Source organism: Rhizobiales bacterium NRL2 (assembly GCA_001664005.1).
GTDB lineage: Bacteria > Pseudomonadota > Alphaproteobacteria > Minwuiales > Minwuiaceae > Minwuia.
Genome location: CP016093.1, coordinates 232,062 through 244,551, shown reverse-complemented (window position 1 = coordinate 244,551; position 12,490 = coordinate 232,062). Strand labels below are relative to the sequence as shown.

Annotated in this window: 11 protein-coding genes and 1 pseudogene; 7 read left to right on the top strand and 5 right to left on the bottom strand. The window is 67.5% G+C overall.

Annotated features, from left to right (window positions below; genetic code table 11):
• The first annotated feature begins 94 nt into the window (after positions 1-94).
• Positions 95-1,327, top strand: a pseudogene (locus TEF_01065) (Zn-dependent hydrolase).
• A gap of 157 nt (positions 1,328-1,484) precedes the next feature.
• On the opposite strand, the gene TEF_01060 reads toward TEF_01065, so the two are convergent.
• From TEF_01060 to TEF_01050, 3 genes are read right to left on the bottom strand one after another with little or no spacing between them, the layout of a single operon-like run.
• Positions 1,485-1,931 carry a TIGR00701 family protein gene (locus TEF_01060; protein ID ANK79537.1) on the bottom strand — a complete coding sequence of 149 codons (447 nt, stop codon included), beginning with the start codon at positions 1,929-1,931 and terminating at the stop codon, positions 1,485-1,487.
• Positions 1,932-2,969 (bottom strand): uroporphyrinogen decarboxylase, encoded by a 1,038-nt coding sequence (locus tag TEF_01055; GenBank protein ANK79536.1) that lies wholly within the window; start codon positions 2,967-2,969, stop codon positions 1,932-1,934.
• 23 nt (positions 2,970-2,992) lie between these two features.
• Positions 2,993-4,066 carry a taurine catabolism dioxygenase TauD gene (locus tag TEF_01050; protein ANK79535.1) on the bottom strand — a complete coding sequence of 358 codons (1,074 nt, stop codon included), beginning with the start codon at positions 4,064-4,066 and terminating at the stop codon, positions 2,993-2,995.
• Positions 4,067-4,459: 393 nt separating this feature from the next.
• On the opposite strand from TEF_01050, the gene TEF_01045 reads away from it, so the two are divergent.
• From TEF_01045 to TEF_01020, 6 genes are all read left to right on the top strand, one after another.
• On the top strand, positions 4,460-5,281 hold the full coding sequence (locus tag TEF_01045; GenBank protein ID ANK79534.1) for a phosphoenolpyruvate synthase regulatory protein: 822 nt from the start codon (positions 4,460-4,462) through the stop codon (positions 5,279-5,281).
• Positions 5,278-5,862 (top strand): hypothetical protein, encoded by a 585-nt coding sequence (locus TEF_01040; protein ID ANK79533.1) that lies wholly within the window; start codon positions 5,278-5,280, stop codon positions 5,860-5,862. Before TEF_01045 ends, TEF_01040 begins: the two co-directional genes overlap by 4 nt.
• Positions 5,855-6,700 carry a shikimate dehydrogenase gene (locus TEF_01035; GenBank protein ANK79532.1) on the top strand — a complete coding sequence of 282 codons (846 nt, stop codon included), beginning with the start codon at positions 5,855-5,857 and terminating at the stop codon, positions 6,698-6,700. Before TEF_01040 ends, TEF_01035 begins: the two co-directional genes overlap by 8 nt.
• Positions 6,701-7,306 (top strand): dephospho-CoA kinase, encoded by a 606-nt coding sequence (locus TEF_01030; GenBank protein ANK79531.1) that lies wholly within the window; start codon positions 6,701-6,703, stop codon positions 7,304-7,306. It begins immediately after the preceding gene.
• Positions 7,307-7,370: 64 nt separating this feature from the next.
• Positions 7,371-8,042, top strand: a complete 672-nt coding sequence (locus TEF_01025) for a DNA polymerase III subunit epsilon (GenBank protein ANK79530.1) — start codon at positions 7,371-7,373, stop codon at positions 8,040-8,042.
• Positions 8,043-8,238: 196 nt separating this feature from the next.
• Positions 8,239-9,495, top strand: a complete 1,257-nt coding sequence (locus TEF_01020; GenBank protein ID ANK79529.1) for a transcription termination factor Rho — start codon at positions 8,239-8,241, stop codon at positions 9,493-9,495.
• A 447-nt stretch (positions 9,496-9,942) separates the two neighbouring features.
• Here TEF_01020 and TEF_01015 read toward each other — a convergent pair whose 3' ends face one another.
• Positions 9,943-12,072, bottom strand: a complete 2,130-nt coding sequence (locus TEF_01015; GenBank protein ANK79528.1) for a GTP pyrophosphokinase — start codon at positions 12,070-12,072, stop codon at positions 9,943-9,945.
• Positions 12,073-12,140: 68 nt separating this feature from the next.
• Entirely contained in the window at positions 12,141-12,455 is a 315-nt protein-coding gene (locus tag TEF_01010; GenBank protein ANK79527.1) for a DNA-directed RNA polymerase subunit omega, read from the bottom strand.
• Between the last annotated feature and the right edge of the window lie 35 nt (positions 12,456-12,490).

Below are 12,490 nucleotides of genomic sequence, written 5' to 3'. Positions count from 1 at the left end.
TTCCGGAATACGCCCTTCATTAGATAACGTCGGGGACCGGGCCCGCGCGTTGGCATCGTGACGCAGGCCGGCGGCGACAGGGAGGCGCGAAACCATGGTCGAAGGACACAATCTCGGCATCGACGGCGACCGGCTGTGGGACAGCCTGATGGAGATGGCGAAGATCGGCGCCACCGAGAAGGGCGGCAACTGCCGCCTGGCGCTGACCGATCTCGACCGGGAGGGGCGCGACCTGTTCGTGCGCTGGTGCGAGGAGGCCGGCTGTTCGATCCGCGTCGACCGCATGGGCAACATCTTCGCCCGCCGTCCCGGCCGGGACGACAGCCTGGCCCCGGTGATGACCGGCAGCCATCTCGACACCCAGCCGACGGGCGGCCGCTTCGACGGGGTCTACGGCGTCCTCGCCGGGCTCGAGGTGGTGCGCACGCTCAACGACCTGGAGATCGAGACCGAGCGCCCGGTGGAGGTCGCGGTCTGGACCAACGAGGAAGGCAGCCGCTTCGCGCCGTCGATGATCGCCTCCGGCGTCTTCGCCGGCGTCTTTGACCTGGACTACGGCCTGGCCTGCGCCGACCAGGACGGGCGGACCATCGGCGAGGAACTGGAGCGCATCGGCTATGCCGGCGAGGAGCCCTGCGGCGGGCGCGAGATCCACGCCTTCTTCGAAACCCATATCGAGCAGGGCCCGATCCTGGAGGCCGAGGACGTCACCATCGGCGTCGTCACCGGCGCACAGGGCCAGAAATGGTACGAGCTGGAGATCAAGGGTCAGGAAAGCCATGCCGGCCCGACGCCCATGCCGGTGCGCCGCGACGCCCTGCTGGGCGCCGCCCGGATCGTCGACCTGGTCAACCGCATCGGCCTGGATCACGCGCCCACCGGCTGCGCCACCGTCGGCATGCTGAACGTCCATCCCAACAGCCGCAACGTCATCCCCGGCCGGGTCTTCATGACCATCGACTTCCGCCATCCGGATCCGGACGAACTGGCGGCCATGGACCGGGAAATGCGGGCCGGCGTGGCGGAAATCGCCGAACGCAGCCGCGTCGAGGCGAAGATCAAGCAGATCATGGACCTGGCGCCCCTGCCCTTCGATCCGGCCTGCGTCGAGGCGGTGAGCAAAGGCGCGGAAGCGCTGGGCTACTCCTTGCGCGCCATCGTCTCGGGCGCCGGCCACGACGCCTGCAACATCAGCCGCGTGGCGCCGACCGCGATGATCTTCATCCCCTGCATCGACGGCATCAGCCACAACGAGATCGAGGACGCGAAGCCGGAATGGATCCACGCCGGCGGCAATGTCCTGCTCCGGGCCATGCTGGACCGCGCGGGGCGGGGTAGGGCGCTTCGGTGTCATGCCCGCCCCCGTGCGGGCATCCGGTCAGGACCATAGACTTGCGGCGAAGCCGCTCCGGACCCCCGCACATAGGCGGGGGTGACATGTCAAGTGAGCGTCGATTGGTGGATTGCCGGAACGATCCACCCGCTCAGAACGGTTTCACGATCGCCATGATGACGACGACGATCAGGGCGACGGTCGGGATCTCGTTCATGATCCGGTAGAAGTTGGCCGAGCGGGTGTTGCGGTCGACCGCGAAATCCTTGCGCCAGGCCGAGAACATGCCGTGCAGACCACTCATCACGATGACCAGCAGCAGCTTCACGTGCAGCCAGCCGTCGGCCATGGTCAGGAACTCGTTGGTGAAGCCGACATAGAGCATCAGCAGGCCGAAGATCCAGGTGGCGATCATCGCCGGGTTCATGATGCCGCGCAGCAGGCGCCGCTCCATCACCTTGAAGGTCTCGGACTTGTCGGAGCCAGGCTCGGCGTCGGCGTGATAGACGTAGAGCCGGGGCAGGTAGAGCATGCCGGCCATCCAGGCGATTACCGCGAGCAGGTGCAGCGCCTTGAACCAGATGTAGTAGTCTTCCATTCATTCGGCCTTCCAGTTGCGGACCAGATCGGAGAGTTCGCCGACATGCTCGGGCGGGGTCTCCGGCACGATACCGTGGCCGAGGTTGAAGATGAACGGCCCTTTTGCAAGCGCCCGGAGAATGTCGCGCGCCGCCGCCCGCATGGGCTCGCCGCCCACAACCACCAGCCGGGGATCCAGATTACCCTGCACGGTCAGGTGCGGCTGCAGCCGTTCCGCCGCCCAGCGGGGATCGGTCGCCCAGTCGACCGAAAGACCGGCAAGTCCCTCGATTTCGGCCGCACGTTCGGCCGCCGCACCGATACCGCGCGGAAAGCCGATCACCGGCACGTCGGGAAAGCTCTCGTGGATGTCGGCGGCGATGCGGCGGAGCGGCGCGAAAACCAGCGGCTCCAGCCAGGCGGCGGGCAGGGCGCCGGCCCAGGTGTCGAAGATCTGCACCACTTCCGCGCCGGCGCGGATCTGCTGCTTCAGATAGGCGCCGGTGGCCTGGGTCAGCACGTCGATCAGCCGCCCGAACCCCTCCCGATCGGCAAAGGCCCAGCCCTTCGTCGCCGCGTAGTCCTTCGACGAGCCGCCCTCGACCATGTAGGTCGCCACCGTCCAGGGCGCACCGGCGAAGCCGATCAGCGCAACGTCGTCGGGTAGTGAATTCGACAACCGCCCCACGGTCTCGTAGACTGGGCCCAGATGATCGTGCAGCCGGCCGGCATTCATCTCCGGGATATCCTCGTTGCGGGTCAGCGGCTCCAGCACCGGTCCCTCACCGGCCCTGAACGCCACCTCCCGGCCCAGCGCCTGGGGCAGCAGCAGGATGTCGGCGAACAGGATCGCCGCGTCCATCCCGAACCGCCGGATCGGCTGCAGCGTCACTTCCTCGGCCAGCTCCGGGTTGTAGCAGAGCTCCAGGAAGTCCCCGGCCTGTTCGCGCGTGGCGCGGTATTCGGGCAGGTAGCGGCCCGCCTGGCGCATGAACCAGAAGGGCGGCCGGTCCACCGGTTCGCCGGCGAGCGCCCGCAGCAAGCGTTTGTCAGTCATGGGGGACGTCGTTGTCCTGTGTTCTATGGATGGAGCGGCACGGTGGGGCTGGCGCCCTCGACGACAATGCCGCCGCGGTCGCCCAACGTCACGCTGCCATAGCGTTCCGCATAGACCGGAGGCAAGGGCCGCGCGCCGGGCACGGCCAGCCAGAGGCGCAGCAGATGGCGCTTGCGCGCCGCTTCCGGCCAGTCTTCGTAGGCCAGGCGGTCGTGCAGGATGGTGTGATTGTGCAGGAACTGCATGTCCCCCGGGCGGAACTCCATCTTCAGGTTCATCTCCGGATCGTTGGCGAGCCGGTCGAATTCGTCCAGGGCCTCGATTTCCAGCGGCCTCAGGCGTCGTGCATGGTCGAACTTCTGCGCCGAGGTGATGTAGCGGCGAGCATAGATCGCAGAGAGATGACCCCGGTAAAAATTGAACACCGGGATCTCGAAATACGGACCCTTGCCCGGCGGGATCTCGCCCCGGCGGTCCGTCGGAAAGCCGTGGAAGAGCTGCGCCAGCAGGTCGGGCCGGCTCTCGTACATGGCCCGGTAGATCGCCATGGAGCTGACGATCGCCGACTCGCCACCGGTCCTGGCTGTCTTGAGACACAACAGCCCGACGACATCGCAGCTGTCGGTATGGAAGGTCTGGCGCTCGGTCGTCTGATAGATGCGCACCCGCGGATCGTCCGTCGACAGGCCCAGGTCGCGCACATGGCCCAGCAGGTGGCCGGCGGCGTTCTGGCTGCGCGGCGCGCCCATCAGCAGCCCCAGCCCGAAATACGCCGCGGCCGTCTTCTCGTGGGCCCATTCCCCGACCGGCATCCCGCGGACCAGCAGGAAGCCCCGGCCCTCCAGCAGCTCCTGCCGCCAGCCGCCGGCCAGCCGCTCCAGCGCCGGATCGGTCATGTCAGAGGCGGTCATCTGCGCCAGCGGCCGCCCGCTTGACAGAAACGCGTCCACCTTCCCTTCCAGGCGGGATAGCGCCTCCGTATCCATATGGCCGATCCAGTCGGTCCGGTCGCGCATCTCGCGTCCCGTCCAGACGCTCGGGCCCGACGGAGGTTTGGGCAGGCTCTCGGTCGATGGCGGTTCGGGCTTGGCCGACATGGCTGGGACTCCTCCCCGGTCCGGTCTCTCTCTTTTCTTATATTATATATAGAATCTTGAAGATGATGTTGTTGTCCATGTGGATATCGGGGAGCGAATCCGTCCCCCGTTCATGCACAGGCGCCGCCGTCGTCGCTCCGGTTCATCCCCGCTCTTCACAGCGGTGGACTGAATCGCAGGCACGGTGACAGCAGCCTCGTCCGCGCCGGCCGTCCCCTGCGGGTCCGGCTCGGCGCCGGTTGTCCTCCCTCCGGGTTGTCGGTGGGCGGCTGCGGCCGGTGGACGGCGCGATGCTGTATGGCACTGGACCTTGGCGGGACAGCCGTGCCAGCATGACGCTGTCATCCGTGATATCCACAGATCGACCCGACTTATCGACTCCGGCCTGCCTGCATGACCCGTTTCCATCTGCACCTCGTCTCCGACGCGACCGGCGAGACCCTCACCACGATCGTCAATGCGGCGGTGGTGCAGTTCGAGAACGCCCAGCCGGTCAAGCATCTCTGGCCGATGATCCGCAACCGGGCGCAGATCGCCAACGTGCTGGCGGGGATCGGGCAGGAACCCGGCCTGGTGCTCTATACCCTGGTCGACGCGGAGGCCCGGGCGGCGCTGGAGGAAGGCTGCCGGCGTCTCGGCGTGCGCCACATCTCGGCCCTCGACACCGTGATGATGGGCCTGCACGAGTTCCTGGGCGAGGCGACGACCGGCCGGCCGGGCAGCCAGCACGAGATGAACCAGGAGTATTTCGACCGCATCGAGGCGATGCACTACACGCTCTCCCACGATGACGGGCAGCAGGCGGCGGATCTGGACCGTGCCGATGTCGTACTCGTCGGCGTCTCACGCTCGTCGAAGACGCCGACGTCGATGTACCTGGCCAATCGCGGCCTGAAGGTCGCCAACGTGCCCTTCGTGCCGGGCGTCGCCCTGCCGCCCGAACTGGAAAACCTGCGCCGGCCCCTGGTGGTCGGGCTGACCACGGCGCCGGAGCGGCTCAGCCAGATCCGCCGCAACCGCCTGCTTTCCCTGAAGGACACGGCCTCCAGCGACTACGCCGATCAGGAGCGGGTCAAGGAGGAACTGTTGGCCGCACGGCGCGTCTTCGCCCGTCATGGCTGGCCGGTCATCGACGTGACGCGCAAGTCGATCGAGGAGACGGCGGCGGCCATATTGACGCTCTACCAGCGCCGCGAAGGCGAACGCGCCTCATGACCCTGCGTCTGGTGCTGGGTTCGGGCAGTGCGACGCGGCGCGCCATGCTGGAACAGGCCGGCCTCGTTTTCGAGGTCGATCCGCCGCGGGTCGACGAGGACCGGATCAAGGCGGGATGGACCGGCGACGCGGCCGCGCTGGCCGCCGCACTGGCCCGCGCCAAGGCGCTGGAGGTTTCGGCACGCCATCCGGACGCGCTGGTGATCGGCGCCGACCAGGTGCTCGATCTCGACGGCGAGATCTTCTCCAAGCCGGGCAACCGCGCCACCGCTGCCGACCACCTCCGCCGTCTGGCCGGCCGCACCCATGTGCTGAGAACGGCCATGGCCCTGGCGCGCGACGGGGCGGTCGTCTTCGAGACGGCGAGCGCGCCGGCGCTGACCATGGGGGCCTTGCCGGAGAGGGCGATCGAAAGCTATCTGGAGGCGGCGCCGGAAAGCGCCTGGGCGACCGTCGGCGGCTATCAGGTCGAGGGTCCCGGCATCCGCCTGTTCGAGCGTATCGACGGCGGCTGGCACGATATTCTGGGTCTGCCCCTGCTTCCACTGCTGGGTTGGCTGAGGGAGAACGCGGATGAGTGAGGGCGCGCCCACCGGCGCTGCGAAAGTGGCCGGCGTCACCGGCTGGCCGGTCGAGCACAGCCTGTCGCCCAGGCTGCACGGCTTCTGGCTGCGCCGGCACGGTGTCGACGGCGTCTATGCGCCCTTTCCCGTCGTCGCCGGCGCATTCGAGACGGCGATCCGCGGGCTCGCGGCCGCCGGACTGTCCGGCGTCAACGTCACCGTGCCCCACAAGCGCCGCGCCTTCGAGATCGCCGACGAACTGGACGCGGCGGCCCGCGCCATCGGCGCGGTCAACACGCTGGTCTTCCGCGACGGCCGCATCCTCGGCCGCAATACCGATGCGCCCGGCTTCATGGCCAATCTGCGCCAGCACGGTGTCGATCCGGCGGTAGGACCCGTGACGGTGATCGGCGCCGGCGGCGCCGCACGGGCGGCCCTACATGCGCTGCTTCAGGCGGGCGTATCCGACATACGTCTGGTCAACAGGACTCCTGAAAGCGCTTGGAAACTGGCGCATGATGCAGGCAATACCGCTGTCACCGTAAAGCCCTACCCGGTTTCGGAAGCGGTTCTGAGGGATACGGCCCTTCTGGTCAACACCACATCGCTGGGTATGACTGGACAGGCGGCGCTGGAGATCGATCTGTCGCCCTTGCCCGAAACCGCCGTGGTCCATGACATCGTCTACGTCCCGCTTGAGACGCCGCTGCTGGCTGCCGCACGGGCGCGCGGGCTGAAGACGGTGGACGGGCTGGGCATGCTGCTGCACCAGGCGGCGCCGGCCTTCGAAGCGTTCTACGGCGTGCGCCCCGAGGTCGACACGGCGCTGCGCCGACATCTGCTGGAGGTACTCTGAATGGTCTACGTGGTCGGTCTCACCGGCTCCATCGGCATGGGCAAGTCCACCGTCGCCGGCATGTTCCGCGACGAGGGCGTGCCGGTGTGGGATGCGGACGCCGCGGTGCACGAGCTCTACAGCCCCGGCGGCGCGGCGGTGGCGCCCGTCGCCGAACGCTTTCCCGGCGTCGTGGTCGACGGCGCGGTCGACCGCGAGAAGCTGAGCCACCGCGTCGTCGCCGACGACGAGGCGATCCGCGACCTGGAAAAGATCGTGCATCCGCTGGTCGGCCAGCACCGCCAGCGCTTCTTCGCCGAATGCGAGGCGGCGGGCCACGACATCGTCGTGGTCGACGTGCCTCTGCTGTTCGAGACCGGCGGCGAGGCGCGCATGGACGCGGTGGTCGTGGTCAGCGCCGGGCCGGAGCAGCAGCGCGAGCGCGTGCTGGCGCGGCCGAACATGACCGAGTCGAAGTTCGAGGCGATCCTGGCCCGGCAGACCCCCGACCACGAGAAGCGCGAACGCGCCCACCATGTCATCGACACGGCCGTCACCCATGATGAAACGGCGGCCCGGGTGAAGGCGCTGGTGGCCGAACTGCGCCGCGAAGCGCAATCGCAATGATGGCATCGGACGGGTGGATGTAGTAGGCTTGGGCCCTGCCGCCTGCCAGATTTAGAGTACCGTCATGCGTGAAATCATCCTGGACACGGAAACCACGGGCCTGGACCCGAATGACGGCCACCGCATCGTCGAGATCGGCTGTCTGGAACTGGTCGACCGCGTCTGGACCGGGCGGACCTGGCAGCAATATATCAATCCCGAACGCGCCATGACCGACGACGCCTATCGCGTGCATGGCATCTCCGACGCCGATCTGGCGGACAAGCCGACGTTCGGCGCGATCGCCGAGGAATTCCTGGCCTTCGTCGACGGCGCCCCGATCGTCGCCCATAACGCCGCCTTCGACATGAAGTTCCTGAACTGGGAGCTCACCAACATCGGCCGCGAGCCCCTGCCGATGGACCGGGTGGTCGACACCCTGGCCATCGCCCGCAAGCGCTTTCCGGGCGCGGCGAACAGCCTCGACGCGCTGTGCCGGCGTTTCGAGGTCGACAACACCGACCGCACGCTGCACGGCGCGCTGATCGATTCCCGGCTGCTGGCGGACGTCTACTACCACCTGGTGGGAGTCAAGCAGGCGGGCCTGACCTTCGGCGAGGACCAGGGCGAAGGCGCGGCGGGCCCGGCGCGGCGCTACCGCGCGCCCAGGCCGCATGCGCCGACCGAGGCCGAACTCGCGGCCCACGCCGCCTTTCTGGAGAGCCATGTCAGCGCGGCGATCTGGCTGAAAAACTGATCCGCGCCGCGAATTCGATCTTGCGGCCCGGCCCGATCCGTGTATTAACAACGGACAGCCGCTGAAGCGACTTCACTCCAGAACCGGCCAATTCCCTGGCCGGCGCTTGATCCGGAAACTGCCGACACGATCTGGAACCTCAGCGGTCCGTCCGTCCGGACACCTGTTCAATCACATATTCCTGCGACCGGTACCCATGAACCTACGCGAACTGAAGGCGAAATCGCCCACCGAACTCCTCGAAATGGCCGAGGAGCTGGAGATCGAGAACGCGTCCACCATGCGCAAGCAGGACATGCAGTTCGCGATCCTGAAGCAGCTTGCCGAGGACGGCGAGGAGATCACCGGCGTCGGCGTGCTCGAAACCCTCTCCGACGGTTTCGGGTTCCTGCGCTCGGCGGAATCGAACTACCTGCCCGGCTCCGACGACATCTATGTCAGTCCCAACCAGATCCGCCGCTTCTCGCTCAGGACCGGCGACACGGTCGAAGGCGAGATCCGTTCGCCCAAGGACGGCGAGCGCTACTTCGCGCTGCTCAAGGTCGCCAAGATCAACTTCGAGGACCCGGAAGCGGTCCGCCACAAGGTGGCCTTCGACAACCTGACGCCCCTCTACCCCGACGAGCGGCTGCATCTGGAATTCGCCGACCCGACGAAGAAGGATCTCTCCAACCGGGTGATCGAGCTGGTCACGCCGATCGGCAAGGGCCAGCGTGCGCTGATCGTCGCGCCGCCGCGCACCGGCAAGACCGTGCTGATGCAGAACATGGCGCACGCCATCGAGAGCAATCACCCCGACGTCTACCTGATCGTGCTGCTGATCGACGAACGGCCCGAGGAAGTCACCGACATGTCCCGCTCCGTGCAGGGCGAGGTGATCTCGTCGACCTTCGACGAGCCGGCGGCCCGCCACGTCCAGGTCGCGGAAATGGTGATCGAGAAGGCCAAGCGCCTGGTCGAGCACAAGCGCGACGTGGTCATCCTGCTGGACTCCATCACCCGCCTGGCGCGCGCCTACAACACCGTGGTGCCGTCGTCGGGCAAGGTGCTGACCGGCGGCGTGGACGCCAACGCCCTGCAGCGCCCGAAGCGCTTCTTCGGCGCCGCGCGCAATATCGAGGAAGGCGGCTCGCTCACCATCATCTCGACCGCGCTGATCGACACGGGCAGCCGCATGGACGAGGTGATCTTCGAGGAGTTCAAGGGCACCGGCAACTCCGAGATCATCCTGGACCGCAAGCTGGCCGACAAGCGCACCTTCCCGGCGATCGACATCACGCGCTCCGGCACCCGCAAGGAGGAACTGCTGGTCGACAAGAGCACGCTGACGAAGATGTGGGTGCTGCGCCGCATCCTGCAGCCCATGGGCGTCACCGACGCCATGGAGTTCCTGCTCGGCAAGCTGAAGGACAGCAAGACCAACCAGGACTTCTTCGATTCGATGAACACCTAGGAAACCGCGCTGCGCGGGATGGCGAAGGGCCGGCGGGGCGGGCGGCTCCAATCATGCCGTCATCCCCGATGGGCCGCATGAGCCACTCGGGGATCGGGCGAAGGTCCACTCCGGCATCTTTCCGCGGCCCGATGCCCGCGCGCCAGGGGCGGCGGGCACGACACCAGAAATTCATGTAGAGGCATCCCCCACCCCGTCCCTCCCCCTTCCTGAAGGGGGAGGGTAGCCCGCGTCAGCGGGCCGGGACGGGGCAGCATTGAAACCGGCCCGTCGCTGTTGGTTGGGCCTGTGCGCCCCGCGTCCTGCGCGCCGCGTCAGCGGCGGCGCGGGACCCACGCCTGAGCCTTTCCGCCGGACAAGGCGCGGCCGGACCTGCTCAGGCATGGTTCCCGGACCGGACCTCCGGTCCGTCCAGGACTCGGCGGTGGAATCGAAAGCCGGCCGTGGTCAGGAGCGCGGGCGCTCCACCCGGTCGATGCCGGGCTCGTGGCGCAGCGCGGCGATGATGTCGTTGAGATGGCGGACGTCGCGGACCTCGATATCGAGGGTCAGCACGGCGAAGTCCGACTGGCTCTTGGTCATGCGCAGGAAGACGATGTTGCCGTCGTGCTGGGCGATCACTGCGGTGGTGCGGCTCAGCATGCCCGGCCGGTTGACCATCTCCGCCTCGATCCGCCCGACATAGAGCTGCTCGTCTTCCGTATCGCCGGTCCAGGAGGTGTCCAGCCAACGCTCGGGCATGTCCTGCACCAGCTCCAGGCTGCCGCAGTCGATGACGTGGATGTGGATGCCGCGGCCCTGATGGGCGATGCCGACGATGCGGTCCCCTGGCAACGGGTGGCAGCAGTCCGAGAAGTGCACCGCGACCCCCGGCTGCAGCCCGCGGATCGGAAGGGCGCCCTCGCGTGCGGCATCCGCCTTGCGCTTCGTGCGCCGGCGGCGCTTCTTCTCGGCCGGATAAATCTCGGCCAGCACGTCGCGGGGTGCGACCACGCCCTCCCCGATCGCCGTGTAGAGATCGTCGATCGAGGCGAAACCGAGGGTCAGCAGGGCCTTGCCGAGATCCTTCTCGCGGAACCGGCGGCCGGCGCCGGCGAAGGTCGTGCGCAGCAGCCGCTTGCCGACGCTGAAATGTTCGGCGCGGGTCTTCTGGCGCAGCGTGCGCCGGATCGCGGCCCGGGCCTTGCCGGTGACGGCGACGCTTTCCCACGAGGCCGGCGGGGTCTGTTCGCTGGAGGTCAGGATCTCCACCTGGTCACCATTGCGCAGGATGGTGTGCAGCGCCTTGATCTGGCCGTTCACCTTGGCGCCGACGCAGGTATTGCCGAGATCGGTGTGCACCGCATAGGCGAAGTCGATCGGTGTCGCGCCCTGGGGCAGCTGGATCAGCCGGCCCTTGGGCGTGAAGCAGAACACCTGGTCGGCGTACATGTTCAGCTTGGTGTGCTCCAGGAACTCCCGGAAGCTGGCGGCGTCGTTGAGAATCTCCAGCAGCTCCTTGAGCCAGCGCTCCTCCTTCTGGGTCTGCAGGTCGTGGCCCTTGCCGCCGGTCTTGTAGCGCCAGTGCGCGGCGAGGCCGTACTCGGCGCGCTCGTGCATCTCCCGGGAGCGGATCTGGATTTCCGTGCGCATGCGCTCCGGGCCGATCACCACCGTGTGGATGGATTGGTAATTGTTGCGCTTGGGCGTGGAGATGTAGTCGTCAAACTCCCCGGGCACCATCGGATAGGCCCGGTGGATGGCGCCCAGCGCCCGGTAGCAGTCCGCCGGGTCAGTGACGATGACGCGGAAGCCGAAGACGTCGGCCAGCTGCTCGAAGCTGATCTTCTTCTGCTCCAGCTTGCGCCAGATGGAGAAGGGCCGCTTCTCGCGGCCGGTGACTTCGGCGCTCAGACCGGCGGCGAACAGCTTCTGCGCCAGCTCGGTCTTCATGCGCTGGATCAGGTCGCCGGCGTGGGCGCGCAGCTTCTGCAGCCGGCCCATCACCGTGTCGTAGGCGTCCGGCTCCAGCACCTGGAAGGACAGGTCCTGCAGCTCGTCCTTGATCTCGTTCAGCCCCACCCGCTCGGCCAGCGGGGCGTAGATCTCCATCGTTTCCTGGGCGATGCGGCGGCGCTTGTCCGGCTTCAGATAGCCGATGGTGCGCATGTTGTGCAGCCGGTCGGCCAGCTTCACCATCAGCACCCGGATGTCGTCGGACATGGCCAGCAGCAGCTTGCGGAAGTTCTCCGCCTGCTGGGTCTCGTCGGAAACCAGCTCGACCTTGGACAGCTTGGTGACGCCGTCGACCAGCCGCGCCACCTCATCGCCGAACAGGCCGGTGATCTCCTCGCGGGTGGCGAGGGTGTCCTCCAGCGTGTCGTGCAGCAGGGCGGTGACGATCGACTGGCTGTCGACGCGGTAGCGGGTCAGGATGCCCGCGACTTCGAGCGGATGGCTGATATAGGGGTCACCCGAAGCGCGCTTCTGGGCCCCGTGGGCGCGCATGGCGAAGACATAGGCCTTGTTGATAAGGTCCTCGTCGGCCTCGGAGTCATAGCCCCGGACCGTCTCCACCAGTTCCATCTGCCGCATCATGACGGCGAGTCTACCCTTGAATCGGCGGCCGGCGCAGCGCCGCCGGATGACCCGGGGCGGGCGTCAGCTCAACCCTCGGTGGATTCGCCCGCGGCCAGGGCGGCGAGTTCGCGCCGCATGCGCTGGGCGAGGTCGTCCTCCTCGGGCTCGTCGCGCTCGATGCGGCGCTGGTAGCTGCTGATGAGCTGTTCCATGAGGTCGTCCGGCGACAGCTTGTCGTCGGCGATCTCGCGCAGCGAGACGACAGGGTTCTTGTCGTTGTCGCGTTCGACCTTGATCTCCGCACCATTGGAGATGCTGCGGGCGCGCTGGGCGGCAAGCAGTACGAGGTCAAAGCGGTTGTCGACCTTGTCGATGCAGTCTTCGACGGTAACGCGGGCCATGGGGCCTCCGTTGGATCATTCAGAATTCCCGAGAA